Origin of the sequence: Pseudomonas sp. P1.8 (assembly GCF_001269805.1) — a bacterium.
Classification (GTDB): Bacteria; Pseudomonadota; Gammaproteobacteria; order Pseudomonadales; family Pseudomonadaceae; genus Aquipseudomonas.
This window is the reverse complement of sequence record NZ_LHVM01000008.1, coordinates 50061-70518: the sequence shown is the minus strand read 5'-3', so window position 1 is coordinate 70518 and position 20458 is coordinate 50061. Positions and strand designations below refer to the sequence as shown.

Below are 20458 nucleotides of genomic sequence, written 5' to 3'. Positions count from 1 at the left end.
CATGGAAGGAGTACGCAGCAATGAATGACGCCAGCAAGTCGCAGCCCTCTGAAGCGCTAACGATTGAAGCTTATAGGGGTGAGCAGAGTGAGGACCAATTTGCCCTAGTCTTCGAGGAGCTCTACCGCCATAAACTCCGCTACTGTCACACGTCGGGAACTTGGTACGTTTGGGATGGGAATTGCTGGAGAAGGGATGACATTCATCTTGTTTTAGACAATGCACGCAAAGTTTGCCGAGCCTGTGCTAACGGAAAACCGACTTACTTGAGGCACGCGACTGTCAACGCCGTCGAGCGACTGGCCCGTTCCGCCCGCGCTCTGGCAGTTACCGCTGAATGCTGGGATACAGACCCTTGGCTGCTGGGTACTCCTGGCGGTACCGTGAACCTGCGCACCGGCGAGCTTCGTCATTCAAGCCAAGGAGATTTTATCACCCGTCAAACAAGGGTAATGCCAGCCACCCAAGACGTTGTGCCGTCTCTCTGGCTTAACTTTTTAAATGAAGCGACAGGTAATGATCCTGATCTGATTCGGTACCTGCAACAAATAGCAGGGTATTGTTTGACTGGTTGTACAGACGAACATGTACTGTTCTTCGTCTCCGGGCCAGGCGGCAATGGAAAAACGGTTTTCACCAACACGCTGACCGGTATTCAGGGCGAATATGCGCAACCCGCCGCCATGGAAACCTTTACCGCCAGTAAGCACGACAAGCACTCGACTGATTTGGCCGCGCTCAAGGGAGCGCGATTGGTCACAGCAAGTGAAACGGAGGAAGGTAGGCATTGGGCCGAGGCGAAGATCAAGCAAATGACAGGCGGCGACCCGATCACCGCGCGCTTTATGCGTTGTGACAACTTCACCTACCACCCAGAGTTCAAACTGGTCATCAGCGGTAATCACAAACCCTCTCTCGACAATGTGGATGATGCCATGAGGCGCCGCCTCCACATTATCCCGTTCACGAACAAACCCAGCACGCCCGACCCTGACCTGGAAAGCAAACTCCGCGTCGAATGGCCTGCCATCCTGCGCTGGATGATCGACGGTTGCCTGGACTGGCAGCAGAATGGTTTTCAGCGCCCGAATGTCGTGTCAGACGCAACGAGTTCCTACTTCGAGGATCAAGACCTATTGGGGCAGTGGCTAGACGAGTTTTGCGAGCAAGGCGCAAATTATGAAGACTCCCACAAGATTCTTTATACCAGTTGGAGTAACTACGCCAAGGACGCCGGTGAAGAGCCAAGAAAAGAAAAGGCTTTCACTCAAATGTTGGTTAATCGAGGTTTCGAGCGGAAGAAGTCGAGTAAGGCTAGAGGGTTCAGGGGGTTGCGTATCAAGCCCGCACCGGTAACGGATGATCCTCGTTTCCCTGATGCATGGAGCGAGTGATTCGCTCAGCAGCCTGGCCGCAACGTAGGGCTGTTTGGCCTGCACGGGTGACAGTTGGGGACAGGTGAAGACAGTTTCATAACCAATCTGTCATCGCTGTAAGCCCCGTAATTCCTGGCTTTAAGACGGTTGAGGACAGATGTGACAGATTTATGTGGCATACCAAGCAGTAAGCGCCTGCAGGCATGAGATACACAGTGTTTTCCAGCATAAATGAAAACATCTGTCACATCTGTCATCTGTCCTGCAGGCAGTGATGATCGCCTGCGAGACGCCGCCTCACCCGAGCTGCTGGTTGAGCTGAAGACGCACAAGCCAGCCATCGTTCAAGCGCTCCGCGTCCAATGGTTGGCGGGTGTCGCTGACCTGCTGGCGTGTTCGCCGGCCTATCTGCTGGCACGAGGCTTCATAGATCACCACGACCTGGCCGAACAGTACGCAGTGCCTCCGGGCTGCGCCGCCCGCCTGATCTGCAGTCACCCGCAATGGGCGGCGCCACCCTCCGCCTTCAGCCATCCGAACCACTCGATGTCCCCGCACCTCTTTTATTTAGTGGCACGTCAATAGCGGACCACACCCCCGGTATAGGTTCTTTTGGAGCACTTTTTCCTCGCCGGTAGTTCGAAGGCCGATATTCGCCGAGTTCATTACGAAAAATTAGTGACCAGTAACAGGCTAGATTCCCCAGCCCACACCCCAGTAGAGTGGGTCACCTATGTCATCCTTGACCACGCATGCGCAGGAATATCCGCAACTGCTCAAAGCGAATATCAGCCTCCAACTCTGGCGCAGCGGTCCGAATTACGTTCAGACATGTGTGAAGCTCGCTGGGCGGCCACTGGGTTTGCTCACCAACCACTCGGCTCAGAAAATCAAGCGCCTGTTCAGGGAATTTCACGCAGAGCCCGGACTTATTGAGCATACGCACCACGGTGTCAGGATGGGCCTATGTTTGTAGCCACGCACGAAGCGTCTCCAAAGCCTCAGGGAATGCGTCGTCGGCTGCGACACACAACCGTGACATGACTTTGCCAGCTCGACGGCGAGATCACTGCTATCGCGACAAACGAGCCGTCCGCCGTTCGCCTTCAACAGCTGCGCGGTGTCGGTCCAATGATCGCCACAGCGCTCGTCGTCGCTCTCGGTGATGCCCATCAGTTTGCCAATGGCCGACAGTTTGCCGCCTCGCTGGGACTGACACCGAGGCAACACAGTTCTGGTGGTAAGGATCGACTGCTCGGTATCAGCAAGCGCGGTGATACGTATCTGCGATACATTGATGGTGCATGGCGCACGCTCGGCGCTACGCACAGCCAAATCCAAAGAGGATCGGCTCAGCCAGTGGGCCGTTCGTTTAGCCGAGCGATCGCATCCCAATGTGGCCGCTATTGCGCTGGCCAACAAAACTGCACGCATGGCTTGGGCGATGCTGCGTCACGGTACTGATTACCAACCGAATCAGGCAGCGGTCTGATCTATTTACCCGGCGTGTTCTACGAGAGAAACAACTCTTAACCACGATTGCGAAGCAACCAGAACGATGGTAAACCGGTCGAACCGGCGTCGGCAAAACCCTCGAATGTCCAAGTGCTAAAAGCACGAAAAAGCGATCGGGAGCCGGCGCGCGAATAGCCCATCATGGCCCTGCATCAAAACGATGCCGCAGTAAGAGGCCGAATATACGTGTGCAGTCGGCACGGGCGCCAAAGCAAAGGAGGCTTGCAACGAGGAGGAGTCCATATACGGACGCTTAGCCCAACCCAGGGCAAGCATCCACCCTCTGAGGTCGCATCGAACTCAACGTGGAAACAAAAACGTAACGGTCGCACGGAATCCCCATCCTTGAGGACCGTCGCCTGGACTATCGAGCCAGTAACGCGGTCCGACTTGCACCGTCAGGGGCTGACCACCAATTTTCAACAGTTGTGTGACCATAAGGTTGACCGGAACTGACCATTCGCGCGACTGCCAATTGTAGGTTGACTCGGTGTTCACCCCAAAAGTGGTGAGGTTGCTGTTGGTGTAGGAGAAGAAGGGCTGCAGGAAGGTCTGGTTGACCTTGTCCTTGTCATCGGGCGGGCTGCCTTCGAGGCCCCAGATATGGTTGGCAAGAATGCCCCGAGTCCAGCCGTTCGATTGTTTCAACGCGACGACCGTTGGGCCGAGCCCCCATTGCTCGCTTCCAAGCAATTCGTCACTACCGGTAGGAATCAGGATCGCCGGGCCGGCTCCGAGTATCCAGCCGCCTTCCGTCGGCTTTATCGGGGAAAAGAAAAAACTCTGGGTGATATCGCCGACACCGGATTTATCCGCGGCGCCATTGGGCGCCAGGCCATGCTGATCGATCACCGGAAGGATGGTGCGGGAAATGAGGTTCCAGTCTTCGTTCAGGCTGAACGGCAACACCGGCTGGAGGTTAGTCACGCTGTGCATCCCCTCACCGGTCGTACCCATTTTCTGATCCCAGTTGTACTGCACCGGCAGGCTGTACATGGCTGCCACCGGGTTGAGGGCTTTTTTGGCCAGTTCTGCCGAATCTTCAGCCTGGGCCAAGGGTACTAAACACAACGAAGTGAGCAGTGCCGAAGTGGTGTTTCTCCATTGCTCTTTCAAATCCATTTTTTTAACCACCTCTAATCGACCAAGTTATAAGCGTTGGCAGAGTGTATGCAATTATCCCCAGTTAGTGGAGCCCAGCTCTGTTTTTATCAGTCGCATCATAGATGCCCAAATAACCACGTCAAGAATTAAACATCTAGATAAAACATTGTTTATTCCGAGTAGCAATAAGCACGAGCTACCAAGTGCAATTCAACTTTTCTAATAAGGGGGTTCAGCGCCTTGGGTGTAGGACCCCACCGCCTCAATTTACCACCTAGCAGACTAACCATTTAGTACAGGCTGGAGCATTAAGCGATACACGCTAAGTACTTGTGCGATATACATTTGTTTGAAGCCAGCGCTGTAGCACAGATGTAATATTTAGTTACAGATTCAGTCGTACTTCAAACGCTGCTATATCGCCAGATTCGGCTGATTATTGCCCGCACATTGAATTTCATTAGTTGCATGGCTCGAAAAATGTTTCGGTTTCTACTATTTTTATTTACGCCTGCTATTACCATTTTTGGTATAGCGCATTGCCACTAGAAGGAACTGGAAGATGATTCACGAGATACAATCGAAAAAGCTCGCCCGCACTCAAGGCGAACGGCACCCCTTCAAAGTAGCCGGCACCCTTTGCTCACTCGTGGCCGCAATCGCATTCGCTACCCATGCGCTTGCAGCTGATGCAGAGAAACCAAAACCTGCATCCGAAGCCACCAAGGCGGCTAACAATGCGCTGCTCAAAGAGTTGCCGTTCAACGACAAGACATCCTTTGAACTGGCGCATAAAGGGTTCATTGCCCCCCTTCCGTCGACGGTCATTAAAGGCGCCTCGGGCAATGTTATCTGGGATCCAACGAAATACGGGTTTATCAAGGAAGGCGAGGTAGCACCGGACACCACCAACCCGAGTCTCTGGCGGCAGTCGCAGCTGATCAACATCTCTGGTTTGTTCGAGGTGACAGAAGGTATCTATCAGGTTCGCAACTATGACCTGTCGAACATGACCATCGTTGAAGGCAAGGACGGTATCACCGTCTTCGACCCACTGATTTCTACTGAAACCGCCAAGGCAGCACTCGAGCTCTACTATCAGCACCGGCCAAAAAAACCGGTGGTGGCCGTGATCTATACCCATAGCCATATCGACCATTACGGTGGGGTACGCGGCGTAGTCAACGAAGACGATGTGAAAGCCGGCAAGGTGAAGATTTATGCGCCCCTTGGCTTCATTGAGCATGCAGTCGCCGAAAACGTGATGGCCGGCAACGCCATGAGTCGCCGCGCCAGCTACATGTATGGCAACTTGCTTCCTCCTACGCCGACCGGTCAGTTGGGCGCAGGTTTGGGTACCACCACGTCGGCCGGTACGGTGACGCTGATCCCGCCCACCGACATCATCAAGACCACGGGTGAAACCCATGTTATTGACGGCCTGACCTATCAGTTCCTGTATGCGCCTGGCAGTGAAGCACCGGCCGAGATGCTCTATTACATCAAGGAAAAGAAAGCGCTCAACACCGCCGAAGACTCTACCCACACGTTGCACAACACCTATTCCCTGCGGGGCGCGAAGATCCGTGACCCGTTGGCCTGGTCGAAGTACCTGAACGAAACTCTCAAGCTCTGGGGCGATGACGTCCAAGTGATGTATGCCATGCACCATTGGCCGGTCTGGGGCAACAAAGAGGTGCGCGAGCAGCTGTCTTCCCAGCGCGACATGTATCGCTACATCAATGACGAAACCCTGCGCCTCGCCAACAAGGGTTACACCATGGTCGAGATCGCCGAGCAGTTCAAACTGCCGAAAGGGATCGCGACCAAGTTCTCCAACCGTGGCTATTACGGTTCGGTGAACCATAACGTCAAAGCCACTTACGTCCTGTACTTGGGCTGGTTTACCGGCAACCCAGCCACGCTGAATGAACTGCCACCGGAGGAAGGCGCCAAGCATTACGTGGAAATGATGGGCGGTGAAGAGGCGCTGCTGAAAAAAGCCAAGGAATATTACGACAAAGGCGAGTTCCGCTGGGTCGCCGAGGTGGTCAACCACGCTGTATTCGCCAACCCGAGCAGCCAGGCGGCGAAGAACCTGCAAGCCGATGCCCTGGAGCAGCTGGGTTACCAGGCCGAAAGCGGGCCGTGGCGTAACTTCTACCTCACCGGCGCCAAGGAACTGCGCGATGGTGTGATGAAACTGCCGACGCCAGACACGGCCAGCCCGGATACGGTGCGGGCCATGGATCTGGATCTGTTCTTCGACTTCCTAGCTATGCGTCTGAATGGCCCGAAAGCGGAGGATAAACATCTGTCGCTCAACTTTGATTTCACCGATCTCAAGCAAAAATATTCCGTAGAGATGGTCAATGGCGTGCTCAACCACACCGAGGGCGTGGCAGCAAAAGACGCCGATGCGACGATTAGTTTGAGCCGCGAGACCCTGAACAAGATCGTGTTGAAGGAAACCACGCTGAAAGATGCGCTGGCTGCGGGTGACATTAAAGAAGACGGGACGAAGGGCAAGCTGGAGGAGCTGGTGTCCTACATGGATAACTTCGATTTCTGGTTCAACATCGTAACGCCATAACGGATCAATTTCTAAGGGGTTGTACCGCCCATAGAGCGCGTTTTCAGAGGACGGCAGCGTTTAAAAAGCTGCCGTCATTCTGACTTTCCGACGACGCTTCTTTTGGCTTTCACAGATCCCTCCGGAGCTTTTATGCAGATGAAATCATTCGCAGCATGTGTACTGACGCTGGCGCTAGCTGGTTGTGCTAGTCCCTACGTCGATCCTGAGCAGTACTCAGGTTTCTTGAAGGACTACAGCGTTCTGAAAGAGGAGAAATCGCCGTCCGGTGCGGACGTCATGCGCTGGATTGACCCGAACGTGGACGTGAGTCGCTATACCAGCGTCTATGTCGAACCCAGCCAGTTGTACCCCCAACCGCAAGCGACCGAAAAAATCCCGCAGAGCAGCCTGAATGGCATTACACAGTACTATGATCAGGCCTTAAAAAATGCCTTTGCCAAGGAACTTCCACTGGCTACCGGCCCAGGACCGGGAGTACTGGTTGTGCGTCCGGCTATTACGGCCGTCAGCGCCAAAACCAAGGGGCTGCGTCCTTACGAAATTATCCCGATCGCTTTGGTCGCTGCCGGAGTCAGTGCGGCGACCGGCATCCGCGACCAAGACACCAGCCTGGCCACTGAAGCCGCGTTTCTCGATGGTGGCGACAACAAGGTAGTTGCCAAAATGGTTCGCAAAGGCGCAGGTACTGATCTGGAAAACTCCTCGGAAGTCGTACAAGCCAAAGACTTCAAGGCGGTGCTCAATATCTGGGCGCAAGACATCGTCAATTCATACAAACAACTCAAAACCAAGTAGTGCTTGATTCGACCAACAGGTTTGTCTTGCGCAACTGCCCGCTACCTGTGTGGCGGGCAGATCAAGCAAGTGCAGCACTGTTGGTCGTTTCCCGCCAGGAGCTTTACGAGCTCGGGGGATCTCCCCCCTCATTGCCTGACGGTTTCGCAGAGGACGCGTAATGTATCGAAACAACCAGACACGCCAGTTTCACTTATCTGCCTTGGCTCTCGGTTTGAGTTTGCTCACTGGTAATGCCTGGGCCGGTGGCATCCTGATCTACGAGGCGGGGCAGGAAGGTAACGGTCTGGCCAACGCGGGTGCCGCTGCGCTGGCGACAGACCCCAGCGTACTGATGAGTAACCCGGCGGGTCTCACGGAATTGGCTGGTACCCAGATCAGCGCCAATGCGCAGGTCATTCTTGGCGATCTGGGTTTCTCTCGCGACAATAACAACCAGTTTGACGGCAATGAAGGCGGCAATGCCTTGCAATACCTGCCGGGCGCCAGCTTTTTTATCAGCCATCAGATTGATGAACGCTCGGCCATTGGCTTCGGCATGTACGGCAACTTCGGCCTAGCCCTGGATTACGACGATGACTGGGCTGGCCGCTATTTCAACCAGGAGGCGGCAATCATCGGTGTGTCATTTCAGCCGACATTCGCGCACAAGTTCACCGACGACCTCTCGATCGGCATCGGACCACGCATCATGTACGCCTATTACCGGAACGAGACCGCGATCAACAACAATCTGCTCGGGCTCCGCGATAGACCTGATGGGCAACTGGAGTACAAGGACACCGATGTCGGCACCGGGGTTAACCTCGGCCTGCTCTATCGGCTGAATGAACGCACCCGGATAGGCCTCGCCTACACCAGCAAGATCGACCTGGAGTTCAAAGACAGCCCCAGCGTGCGCAAGGTCGACAACCCGATCATCAACGCCGCGTTACGCCGTCTGGATGTCGACTCTCTGGAGCTGGACATGTCGGTGCCACAGACTGTGCTGCTCAGCATCGCGCACGAACTCAACCCGCAATGGAAGTTGCTGGGCAGTCTCGGCTGGCAGGACTGGAGCGAGTTTGGCGACATTGGTGTAGAGGTCGACGCCAATGCCGCCGACGTCAGCCGTACCGTCGACCGCCAATACAAAGACACCTGGCATGCCTCCCTCGGGGCGCAATACCAGGTGAACTCAAAGTTACGCTGGAGCATGGGCCTTGGCTACGACAGCTCGGCGGTGGACAACAAGGATCGCACCGTCGACAACCCCATGGGGGAAGCCTGGCGCCTGGCCACCGGGGTCAACTACAAGGTCGATGAGGGGCTGGACTTGCATGCGGCCTACACCCTGGTCTGGATGGGTGACATGGACGTCGAACAAACCAAATCACGCTCGGGAGAAACCCTTTCGGGCTCCTATCGCAATTCGGCCCTGCACATCATTGGCGGCGGAGCCACCTGGCGCTTCTGACACGCTGCATATCGCAGGAAGGTGACTTGCAGGCCTGTCAGATTGGGAAAGCAAGAGGCGAAGGCGAAAGAAACTGATCCAAAGATCTTGAAAAGCGACGAAGTGCCTCATCATCCCGGGCGCTCTAATCCGGGGCTAGAGCGCGGGTTCTTCGTCCGGTCATCGCTGAAAAGTCTAGAAAAACCGAGAAAAAGTTCTACGCTGAACCTGTCCCCAATAGTGGGGAGGGTGTCAATGGATGAGTTCACCCTGTCTTGAGGGATTCAGTATGCAAGAGTCGCGGTGTGGTTTTTTCAACTCTCATTTGCGTCCGCAAAGTCAGGCGCTAGCACTGGAGCCCCGAATTCTGTTCGACGGCGCAGCGGCTTCTGCTGCCGTGGATCAGCATCAGAATGATCCAGCCGGTACCCCACGTGCCCCCGCCGCAGTCGATGTCCCCCATGCCACGCCAACCGAGGGCCATCCGGCCACTGAACAGGCGCCGTCAGCTGCGCGAACGCTACTGGTGCTCGACAGCCGCATCGAAAACCGAGAGCAGTTGGTCGCCCAGTTGCCTGGCAACGTCACCGCCATCGTGGTCAATCCCGGCGAAGACGGCTTGGCGGCGATCTCCGCGGCGCTGGCGCAATTGGGCAAGGTGGACTCGATCCAGGTCATGTCCCATGGTGCCTCCGGGCAGTTCACACTCGGCAACCGCACCGTCACCGCAGACAACGTCGACCAGCTCGGGCAGACCCTCGAACAATGGCGCAACAACCTGACCCAGGGCGCGGATATCCAGCTCTATGGCTGCGATGTCGGTGCCGGGGCGGCCGGTAAAACCCTGGTCACCGAACTGGCCCGTTGGACCGGCGCAGACGTCGCCGCGTCGAGCAATGACACCGGCAGCACAAAGGCGGGTGGCGACTGGACCCTGGAAACCCGGGTCGGCGACATCGACAAGAGCATCGCCATCAGCAGCTTCGCCATGGCCGGCTTCGACGGCCTGCTGGCCGACGCGGCGCCGACCACCACCGTGCCCACCGCCGGCAGTGACGTGTTGCTGGGCGATAATTTCAGCTTCACCGTGGACTTCGCCAACACCTCGACCCAGGCCGGCTTCGCGCCCTTCATCAACCTGGCCATCCCCACCACCGGCAGGGACGGCGACGACGGGGTGAACTTCATCTCCGCCACTTATCTGGGACAGAACCTGGTTTCCCACCTGGTGACCTTCGATGCCGCCGGCAATGCCACCCACCCCCTGGCCAAGGACGCCAGCGGCAATTTCCTGGTCATCAACGCCTCGACCTACGGCCTGCGCCCCGGCGATCAACTGGTGGTGATCGAACTGCCCTTTGCCAGCGTCACCAATCAGCAACCGGTGATTTCGGTGCAGATCAACGCCAGCCTGAGCAACCTAGCCGACACCAGTTTCTCCAACGGCAGCCCCGACCTGACCCTGCGCGCCAGCGGCGGCTTCCAGTTCGGCAACGATGCCCTGGACAACCCGCTCAACGATCCGAGCCTGATTCAGGCCGGTACCGCTGCGTTCGTGGTGCATCCGACCATCATTACCTTCAATGAAACCCTCAACACTCCCGAGGGCGAAACCGCGACCGGCCCCAACTTTGGCCGCACCCTGACGCTGAGCGCGACGCCGGCCCCGGGCCAGACACTGTCGAACGTGGTGATTACCCAGCCGCTGCCGGACAACGTGCAAGTCACCGCGATTACCCCCGCCGCTGGCGGACGCTTGACCTCGATCACCCTGCACGACGGCAGGGTAGTGACCAACGCGACGGAAATCGCCGCGCTGATCGCCGCCGACAACGTCTACATCAATTCCTTCACCGTGGAATACGCCAGCCTCACGGGCAAGACCGATACCCTGGTGGCGTTCTATGTACCGGAAGTCGATGCCAATGGTGCACCGGTCATCAACCCGGTCACCGGCGACGCGGTCACCATCACCCTCGGCGCCCCGACCGGCAGCGGTCAATGGGTGCCGCTGGACGCCCGGGACGTCACGGCACCGAACACCACCATCGATTTCAGCGGCACCGGGCGCCCCACCGAGTTCTTCGCCAAATCCATCACCCTGCTCAAGACCGCGACCCTGCAGACCGACATCGGCCACACCGGCATCACCCCCGGCGATACGTTGCAGTACAACCTCGACCTGGCGATTTCCGACTACTTCGCCTTCGGCAAGGACTTCTTCAACGAAGGCCAACTGATCGTGCGCGACCAGCTCAGCGACGGCCAGGCCCTGAGCGGCACGCCGACCATGACCGTCACCATCAACGGCGTCGCGCAGACCATCACGCTCGTCACTACGGTGGTCAACAATGCCGACGGCAGCACCTCGATGGCCTTCGATATCGGCCAGTCCCTGCGCAACGCCTTCTTCAATGTGCGCGGCTGGCTCAACGGCGACCTGGCCTTCGACGACCGCATCGAAGGCGCGGTGCTGGCAGTGCTGAGTTATTCGGCCATCGTCGGCCAGACCTACAAGCCGCCCTCGGGCAACCCGCAACCGGAGATCAACGAAGGCGACGAATTGGGTAACTCCGCAGTGGTCGACGGCACGCTGCTGCAAGACCCGTTCAACCTCACCGGCGAGAGCGAAACCGACACCTCCGCCACCACCAGCGTGATCCCCACTAGCACCGTGGACATCAGTCTGGTCGAAGTGAACAACGGCACGCCGCCGGCCACCGGGGAATTGCGCCCCGGCGATGAAGTGACCTTCGAGCTCAGTTACGACCTGGTCACCGGCGACTATGAGCAGTTCAAGCTCACCGCTTACCTGCCGCTGCCGCTGTTCGACGTCACTGGCATCACATGGACCGTGGGCAGTGACGTCGGCCAGTGGCAATTCGGCCCTGGCAATACCAATGCCGGCGGTGTGGTCAGTGTGACCAGCGGCGTCGGCAACTCGCTGGTGTTCGACTTCGGCAGCTTTGCCACCCAGGACACCGCGGGCAGCCGCATCGTCATCCGTTTCAGCGTGCGAGTGGGCGATCAGCCCTTCGCGGACCAGCGCTCCCTCGACGTGCTGGCGCAATCGACCCAGCAAACCACCCTCACCGACCGCACGCTGATTTCCTCGGATGTGGTAGCCATTGTGTCGGTGGCCGAGCCTGTGCTGAACATCAAACACGGCGTGGTCTCCGGTACCAATGGCAGCGTCAGCAACACCACCGGCAGCTGGAACCCGCCGGGCAGCACCGGGGTGCCCTTCAATGGTAGCGTCACTGATCTTGCGGCCGTCGACGGCAATATCGTCAACATCGACGGTGGCGATAGCCTGCGCCTGGTCACTGCGCTGGAAAACACCGGCGGCGGCGGCGCGTACGACGTCACCACCAGCATCACCCTGCCTACCGGCCTGAGCTTTGTCGGCGGCAGTCTGGCGGCGGCCAACTTGCAGATTTACCGCGGCGACGGTACCGCGCTAGTGCTAGGTGTCGATTACAGCGTCACTGGCAGTCAGATCACCTTCCTCGACGCCAGCGGCCAGGCCACCTTGCTCGCCGGCCGAGCCGGCACCGCGGCCGATGCCAGCGGTGCCAATCTGGTAGTGATCAGCTATGACGTGCTGGTCAGCAATACCATAGAAGCCAGCCGAACCCTGCAATCGAACGCGACCCTGAGCAATTACGCCAGCGTCAACAATGGCACCGACTTCACCCCGACCGACCTCAGCGACCTGTCGAACCAGCAGGTCGCGGCGCCGTTGATCAGCAAGGTCTTCGCCGACGGCAGCCTCGACAACGGCGACTCCAGCGCCAGCCACACCACCGGCAGCGACCTGGTGATCGGCGAAAGCATGCGCTACGACATTGTCGTCACCCTGCCCGAAGGCAGCACGCAGAACCTGCGCATCGATGACCTGATCCCGCCGGGCATGCGCCTGGACACCAGTTTCAACGGCGGCCTGGGATACCAGATCATCACCACCCGCGCCGGCAGCGGCGCCCTGGGTGCCGACTTTGCCGGCAGCGTGGTGATCGGCGCGTTCAACGGCACGGCCGCCGATGGCGCCGACGCGCGCTGGACCTTCAGTGTTTCCAGTGTGTCGGCGGACAACCAGACGGGTAACAACACCTTTGTGATCCGCCTGCAGCTGGTAGCCAACAACGTTATCGGCAACCAAGCCAACCTGTCCCTGCAAAACAGCGCGCAGTTGGTCTTCTCCGACCCGGACAGCGACACGCCCAATGGCGCCGTTGCCGTGGACCGCACCGTCGCACTCAGCGGCGGCCAGCCCACCGTGATCATCCGTGAGCCGACGCTGCAGGTCTCTCAGGTATTGACGTCCACTGCCGGCGTCGGCGGCTACGACCAGGGTGACACGGTCAGTTTTACCATCACCATCAGCAACGGTGCCGGTGGCAGCGACTTCAACGCCTTCGACATCAGTTTCCTCGACAACCTGCCGACCCAGCTCGACAACGTGACCTTGGTCGGCGTGTTCTATCAGAACGGTGCAACCAATAACGGTGGCGTCGACTTCGAACTGGTCGGTGGCCAGTTGCGCACCGTCAACGGTGCCAACATCGACATCGCCAAGGGTGGCAGCATCGTGCTGAGCCTGACCGGGGTGGTGAATGCCTCTGCGGCCGCGCAGTCGAATTTCGCCAACGTCGCCACCGTGCAATGGACCAGCCTCGACGGCCCGCAAGCTGGCGAGCGCACCGGGGTCGATGGCCCGCTCAACGGCGGCACGCTCAATGACTATCGCAACATTTCCACGTTGATCGTCCCCGTGGCCCAGGCCATCGAGATATCCCGGGTCGGCGGCTTGCCCGACACCGCCGCACCGGCGCCGACCACGGCCCCGACCGAGCAGGTGACCATCGGCGAAGTGATCCGCTATCGCGTGGTGGTGCTGGTGCCAGAGGGCAACAACCCCAACTACCAGATCCAGATCACCCTGGCCAACGGCCTGGAATTCATCTCCCCCGATGCGCTGGTCAACGCCTTGCGCATTGCCTTCATTTCCAACGGCGGCCTAGTCAGCGATGCCAACCTGATCGTCGGCGGCACTCTCGACATCGACGGCAACGAGAACAGCCCCGAAGCACTGCCGATTACCCCCGACCTCTCGGGCTTGGCCCCCCAGGGTGTGTTCGATCCCAGCCGGGTCACGGTCGTCACCAATGCCGACGGCAGCCAGGTGGTGACGTTCAACCTCGGCAACGTGGTCAATGGCAACGGCAACGATGACGATCTGGAAGGTATCTCCCTGGAGTTCAACGTGCGGGTCACCAACACCGCCAGCAATATCAGCGGCACGCAACTGGCGGTTTCCGCCCACGAGATTGTCAACGGCGTGGGCCGCGCCAACAGCGACACGGTGCTGGAGCGTATCGTCGAACCGAGCTTCAGCGGCTTGGACAAACAGATCGTCGCCTTCGATCCCAACCCCGCTGGCACCAGCGGCAGCGCCACAGTGCAACTGAGTTTCACCCAGAACGGCGGCCTGCCGGCGTTCGATGCGCAAGTCAGCGATAGCTTCGCCGGCGGCAGCAACTACACCCTGGTCAGCGTCACCATCAATGGCACCACCTTTGGCACGGGCAACCTGCCCGCTGGCGTGACGTTCAGCACCACGGGTGGTGTGAGCGTGAACTTCGATCAACTGGACGTTGGCGCACAGATTCAGGTGCGCTACCAGGTCACCCTGCCCAATGCCGCCATCGTCGCCAGCAGCAATGCGACCCTGACCTGGAGTAGCCTGCCTGAAGACTTCACCAGCTGGGGCGGCAACTTTGTCGGCGTCGACGGTACCGTCAATGGCGAGCGTACCGGCAGCACCGTCGGCCCGAACCAGTACATCCTGCGCGACAACGCCGGGCTTGGCGTCATCACCGGGATCCTGTGGAACGACACCGCTTCACCGACTGCCAGCGCCACCCCCGACGGCGCCGGCCTGGCAGGGCAGACCGTGACCCTGACCTGGGCCGGGCTCGACGGCAACCTGGCCACCACGGCCGACAACCTGCAGTTCAGCACCGTCACCGACGCCAACGGCCAATACCACTTTGGCGTGCTGCCCCTGGGCGTATTCCGCATCGACGTGCCGGCCGGCCTGGTCAGCTACCCGCAGCCCCTGGGCGACTTGCGCGTGCGGGTTGACACCGATGCCGGCACCCTCGGCCAGATCACCATCAGCCTGGGCGATGCCGCCACGCAAAGTGCCGACTCCGGTTACGTCGAACAGAACGACGCACCGGTCAATACCCTGCCCGGTACCCAGCGTGGCCAGGAAGATGTGGCGCTGAGCATCGCTGGCATCAGCGTGGCGGATATCGATGTCGATCGCGATCCCAACGTCAACGACCGCAATGTCACGGTGACCCTGCAAGTGCGCAATGGCACGTTGTTCCTCGGCGCCACGGTGCCCGGCGTCATCGTCAACGGCGCCAACACCGCGACCCTGGCCCTCAGTGGCACCCTCGCCAACGTCAATACCGCCCTGGCCAGCTTGCTCTACCTGGGCAATACCAACTTCAACGGCACCGACACACTGACAGTGACCAGCAACGACCAGGGCAACTATGGCGATGCCGATGGCGACGGCGTGCCGGGCGGCGCAGGCGATGCCCTGACCGATACCGACGCCCTGCAGATCATCCTCGACCCGGTCAATGACGCTCCCGTGGCAGTCAACGACGTTGCCACCGCCATCGAAGCCGGCGGCACCAACAACAACGTGATCGGTATCGACCCCAGGGGCAACCTGCTGGCCAACGACACCGACGTCGATATCGCCACCAACGCCGACCAGTTGCGTGTGGTCTCGGTAGGTCCAGGGGCCGGCATCCAGACGCCCGTCACCGGCGTGTTGGCAATCAACGGCCTGTACGGGCAACTGCTGGTGGGCAGCAACGGCTCCTATGAATACGTGGTCGATAACAACAATGCCACGGTGCAGGCCCTGCGCCTGACCGGGCAGACCCTGCAGGACAGTTTCAACTACGTACTCGGCGACCTCGCTGGCGCCACCTCGACGGCCACCCTGACCGTGACCATCCAGGGCGCCAACGACACCCCGGTTGGCGTGGATGACGATGGCATCGCGGTCGAAGCCGGTGGCGTTGCCAATGGCACTCCGGGTCAGAATGCCACCGGTAACGTGTTGACCAACGATACCGACGTCGACAGCGTCGCCAATGGCGAAACCCGCACGGTGACGGGCATCCGGCCCGTCGCCGAGGCCGCATCGGGTGCATTTCTGCCAGTGACCGCGGGCACCCCGAGTATCGGCCTGTATGGAACCCTGACCATCAATCCCGACGGCACCTACAGCTACGCAGTCGATAACAACAACTTGACGGTGCAGCGCCTGAGTCCGGGCCAGCAGTTGGTCGAGTTTTTCAGCTACAGGGTCACCGATGCCGGCGGCCTCGACGACGTGGCACAGTTGCGCATCGTCATCCAGGGCGCCAACGACAACCCGGTGGCCAGCGACGACGCCGCCGAAGCTCAAGCAGCCCCGACCAACGGCACAGCGCCGGAAAGCAACCCGACCGGCAACGTCATCCTGTTCCCGAGCCGGCCGGGCACCATCGACCAGGCCGGCGGCAACGGCATCGACCAGGACATCGACTCGGCGGACCGGCCCAATACCCAGCTGCGGGTCGATGGCGTCATCAGTAAAACCGAGGCCGCCTACAACCCGGCCGTCGATGTTTTGAGCGGCGTCACTGCAGGCACCACCGAGGCCAATGGTACGGTGGTGACCGGCCTCTACGGCACCTTGCGCATCGGCGCCGACGGTTCGTATTTCTACGATGTCGACAGCACTAACACCCTTGTCCAGGGACTGCAGGCGGGACAAACCCTCAACGAAGTCTTCACCTACCGCATCACCGACACCAACGGCCTGACCGACACCGCGCAGCTGGTCATCACCGTGCACGGGGTCAACGATCCACCCGTTGCGCAACTGGTGGTGGGCCTGGCGACGGAAGCCGGCGGCATCGATAACGGCACGCCGGGGCTCAACCCTTCCGGCGATGTCCTGGTCAATGCCACCGACCCGGATGGCGACCCGTTGACGGTCACCCTGATCCAGCCCGGCGGCAGCGGTGACGGCGGCACGCCGATCGCGGTCGACGTCGGTGGCACGGTGCTCGCCGGCCTGTACGGGACGCTGACGATTTTCCTGGACGGCAGCTACAGCTACGCACTCGACAACCTCAATGCGGACGTGCAGGCACTGCGCACCGGCAGCGATCTGCTGCTGGAGCGCTTCACCTTCACCATCAGCGACAGCGTCGGGCCGGTGCCGGAAACCGACTCGGCGGAAATCATCGTGCTGATCCGTGGCCGCAACGACACCCCGGTCGCCGGCGATGACGCCTCCGTCGCCATCGAGGCCGGCGGCCTGAACAACAATCGTCCCGGCCAGGACCCGATCGGCAATGTGCTGACCAACGATACCGACGTCGACGGTGGCGAGGTGCCTGCCGACCTGCCGGACCATGACTATGGCGAGACGCAGGCCGTCTCCAGCGTTCGCACCGGCGGCGAATCCGGCACCGGCACCGCGGGCACCCTGGGCAGCGAATTGCGCGGTACTTATGGCTGGCTGACCATCAACGCCGACGGCAGCTATAACTACCGGCTCGACAACAACATGGCCGAGGTCCAGGCCCTGCGCTTCGGCGAGACCCTGGCCGACCTGTTCAGCTACACGGTGATCGATGCCAGTGGCGCCGAGGACCGTGCGAGCCTGAGCATCACCATCGTCGGGCGCGACGACACGCCCGAGGCCCGCCCCGACATCAACCTGGCCACCGAGGCCGGCGGCCTGAACAACGACCGGCCAGGGCTCAACCCAAGCGGCAACGTGCTCAACAATGACACCGACGTCGATGGCAACGGCGAGACCCTGAGCGTCATCGAGTTCAACCAGGGCACCACGTTCGGCACCTTCGGCGGCGGCCTCAGGGGGCAGTTCGGCACCCTGCTGCTCAATCCCGACGGCAGCTACACCTACGTGGTCGACAACGACAACCTGCGCGTGCAGGCCTTGCGCACACCGCTCAATACCCTGACGGAGACCTTCACCTACCGCGTCCGCGACCTGTTCGGCGCCACCAACAACGCCACCCTGACCATCGTCATAGTCGGTGCCAACGACAACCCCCTGGCCCAGGACGACAGCACCGTGGCCGTGGAGGCTGGCGGCACCTTCAATGGCACACCAGGCGTCAATCCTGGCGGCAACGTACTGAGCAACGACCGTGACATCGACAGCGGCGACAGCAAGACTGTCACCGACATCCGCACCGGCAGCGAAGCCGCCGGCGGCACCTTCACCACCCTGGGCGCTACCCAGAGTCTCAGTGGCCTGTACGGCACCCTGACGATCAATGCCGACGGCACCTACAGTTATGCGGTCGATAACAACCTGGCGGCGGTACAGGCACTCAAGGTCGGTGATTCCCTGGTGGAAACCTTCACCTACCAGATGCGCGACACCGCAGGCGCCACGGACATCGCCCAACTGAGCATCCGCATCGATGGTGCTTGGGATGCTCCGGTAGCGAATGACGATGTGGCCCTCGCAGTGGCCGACAACGGTAAGGGCAACGCCATCAACCCGACCCGCAACGTGCTGCCCAACGATACCGACGTCGACCAGGGCGATAGTCTTGTCGTCACCGGTATCCGCTTCGGTACCGAAGCGGCGGGCGGCAGCCTGAACCTGGTCAACGCGGCCACCGACAACACCAACGGCACCCTGGTCAACGGCCTGTTCGGCCAGTTGATCATCGGCGCCGACGGCAATTACACCTACATCGTCGACTCCAACAACCCCACCGTCCTGGCATTGGGACCGCTGCAGTTTCTCAACGAACACTTCACCTACCAGGTCACTGACCGTGGTGGTCAAACCGACCTGGCGGAGATTCACATCATCATCCGCGGACGCAACTCGGCGCCGGTGGCCAATGGCGATGCGGGCACGGCGTTGGAAGCCGGCGGCCTCAACAACAGCCAGCCGGGCGTCGACCCGAGCGGCAATGTGATCAGCAATGACACCGACGTCGAAGACGATGTCCTCACCGTCAGCGAAATCCGCACCGGCGGCATCACCGGGACCGGCACCAGCGGCGCCCTCGGCAGCACACTGCGCGGGCTTTACGGCGACCTGGTGCTCAACGCCGACGGCAGCTGGCACTACACGGTCGACAACAACCTGGCTAATGTCCAGGCGCTGCGCCAGAGCGGCCAGACCCTGACCGATGTCTTCAGCTACACCCTGTCCGACTTCTTCGGCGCCACCAGCGTCGCCGAACTGCGCATCACCGTCGACGGCAGCAATGACACGCCCATCGCCCAGGACGACCTGTCCACCGCCATCGAGGCCGGCGGCGTGGCCAACGGCACGCCGGGCAGCAACGCCACGGGCAACGTGCTGGGCAACGACAGCGACGTCGACAGCGTGGCCAATGGCGAAAGCAAACAGGTGCAGTCCGTTACCGGCGAGAACGGCCAGACCGCCAGCGCAGGGCAAGTGTTGACCGGTCGCTACGGGCAACTGATCCTCAATGCCGACGGCAGCTACACCTACCTGATCGACAACAGCAATCCTACTGTCCAGGCCTTGCGCACAGCAGGCGAAACCCTCAGAGAAACCTTCACCTACCGCATGCGCGACACTGCCGGCGCCACCTCGGATGCGCGCCTGACCGTGGTAATCCAAGGCGCCAACGACAACCCGGTGGCGCAAAACGACAGCGCCACCGCCAGCGACCAGGTCCGGGCACCGCAAACCAGCGGCAATGTCCTGCCCAATGACAGCGACGTGGATGCCAACGATCACCTGCAAGTGGTCGGCATCCGCACCGGCGCCGAGGACGGCAGCGGTACGGCGGGCGTGATCGGTCAGCCGATCCGTGGTCTCTATGGCACCCTGGTGCTCAATGCCGATGGCAGCTACACATACACCATCGACCAGAGCAATCCGCAGGTACTCGCCGCCGCCGGCCTGGGCCAGGTGCTGCGGGATGTGTTCACCTACACCATCAGTGACATCAACGGGGCCACCGACCAGGCCGAATTGGTGATCCTTCTGGACGTCGCCACGCCGTTCATTCCGGCACCCCAGGGTAACTTCTTCGACCGTGATACGGGCAACCGCAACGGCAGCCTGCTGCTGCCTGACCCGGTGCCGGCGGTCTTCGTCACCCCGGTGGTCGAACGCGCCGCCCTGGCCCTGGAACTGTCAACCTGGAACGCCGATGGCAGCAATTTGCGCCTGGCGTCCAACGGCGAATTCCTCAGCGAGTCCCTGGGCAATGGCCTGGGCCTGGTGCCGGGCCAGTACGTTGCGGATGCGGTGCGCCAGAGCAGGCGTGATGCCGAAATGGAAATGACCTGGATACTCGGCCGCCACGGCCGCATTGGCCTGAGTGCCGACGGCCTGCTCAGCGATCCGTCGCTGTTCGCCATTGATCCGGCGGAACTGACCCGTGGCCCGGCGCAAACTGAGCAGCATCAGGAGCCGCGTCAGGAGCAACGCCCGGCCCGTGGATTCAGTGCGCAGCTGCGCAACGCCGCCCAACGTCTGCGTCCCGACAGCCGGGGCAACTGAAGTGTTCGAACAGAATC

At 60.3% G+C, this 20458-nt stretch carries 7 protein-coding genes and 1 pseudogene; 6 read left to right on the top strand and 2 right to left on the bottom strand.

Features of this window, described 5'->3' with window-relative positions:
- Nucleotides 1-20: 20 nt before the first annotated feature.
- Nucleotides 21-1394, top strand: a complete 1374-nt coding sequence (locus AD668_RS07080; protein WP_053156194.1) for a phage/plasmid primase, P4 family — start codon at nucleotides 21-23, stop codon at nucleotides 1392-1394.
- A 279-nt stretch (nucleotides 1395-1673) separates the two neighbouring features.
- Here the strand turns inward: AD668_RS07080 and AD668_RS29415 are convergent, their stop codons facing one another.
- Complete coding sequence (locus AD668_RS29415) at nucleotides 1674-1910, bottom strand: hypothetical protein (RefSeq protein WP_156322310.1); 237 nt, start codon at nucleotides 1908-1910, stop codon at nucleotides 1674-1676.
- Between the two features lie 576 nt (nucleotides 1911-2486).
- Between AD668_RS29415 and AD668_RS07065 the strand changes: the two are divergent.
- Nucleotides 2487-2868, top strand: a pseudogene (locus AD668_RS07065) (IS110 family transposase); the annotation flags it as partial.
- Between the two features lie 323 nt (nucleotides 2869-3191).
- Here AD668_RS07065 and AD668_RS07060 read toward each other — a convergent pair.
- Nucleotides 3192-4013: a hypothetical protein gene (locus AD668_RS07060; protein ID WP_053156185.1), complete on the bottom strand. Its 822-nt coding sequence runs from the start codon at nucleotides 4011-4013 to the stop codon at nucleotides 3192-3194.
- Nucleotides 4014-4557: 544 nt separating this feature from the next.
- Here AD668_RS07060 and AD668_RS07055 point away from each other — a divergent pair.
- The 4 genes from AD668_RS07055 to AD668_RS07040 all read left to right on the top strand — a co-directional run bounded on the left by AD668_RS07055 (nucleotide 4558) and on the right by AD668_RS07040 (nucleotide 20441).
- Nucleotides 4558-6588, top strand: coding sequence for an alkyl/aryl-sulfatase (locus AD668_RS07055; protein WP_082344432.1), 2031 nt, complete (start codon nucleotides 4558-4560; stop codon nucleotides 6586-6588).
- Between the two features lie 132 nt (nucleotides 6589-6720).
- Nucleotides 6721-7386: a DUF3313 family protein gene (locus tag AD668_RS07050; protein ID WP_053156182.1), complete on the top strand. Its 666-nt coding sequence runs from the start codon at nucleotides 6721-6723 to the stop codon at nucleotides 7384-7386.
- 160 nt (nucleotides 7387-7546) lie between these two features.
- Nucleotides 7547-8842 (top strand): OmpP1/FadL family transporter, encoded by a 1296-nt coding sequence (locus AD668_RS07045; RefSeq protein WP_053156179.1) that lies wholly within the window; start codon nucleotides 7547-7549, stop codon nucleotides 8840-8842.
- Nucleotides 8843-9110: 268 nt separating this feature from the next.
- On the top strand, nucleotides 9111-20441 hold the full coding sequence (locus AD668_RS07040; protein ID WP_053156176.1) for a VCBS domain-containing protein: 11331 nt from the start codon (nucleotides 9111-9113) through the stop codon (nucleotides 20439-20441).
- The last annotated feature ends 17 nt before the right edge of the window (nucleotides 20442-20458 follow it).

Coding starts and splice junctions, on each gene's coding strand:
- AD668_RS07080 (WP_053156194.1), top strand. CDS start 21: ATGAATGACGCCAGCAAGTCGCAGCCCTCTGAAGCGCTAACGATTGAA.
- AD668_RS29415 (WP_156322310.1), bottom strand. CDS start 1,910: ATGGCTGAAGGCGGAGGGTGGCGCCGCCCATTGCGGGTGACTGCAGAT.
- AD668_RS07060 (WP_053156185.1), bottom strand. CDS start 4,013: ATGGATTTGAAAGAGCAATGGAGAAACACCACTTCGGCACTGCTCACT.
- AD668_RS07055 (WP_082344432.1), top strand. CDS start 4,558: ATGATTCACGAGATACAATCGAAAAAGCTCGCCCGCACTCAAGGCGAA.
- AD668_RS07050 (WP_053156182.1), top strand. CDS start 6,721: ATGCAGATGAAATCATTCGCAGCATGTGTACTGACGCTGGCGCTAGCT.
- AD668_RS07045 (WP_053156179.1), top strand. CDS start 7,547: ATGTATCGAAACAACCAGACACGCCAGTTTCACTTATCTGCCTTGGCT.
- AD668_RS07040 (WP_053156176.1), top strand. CDS start 9,111: ATGCAAGAGTCGCGGTGTGGTTTTTTCAACTCTCATTTGCGTCCGCAA.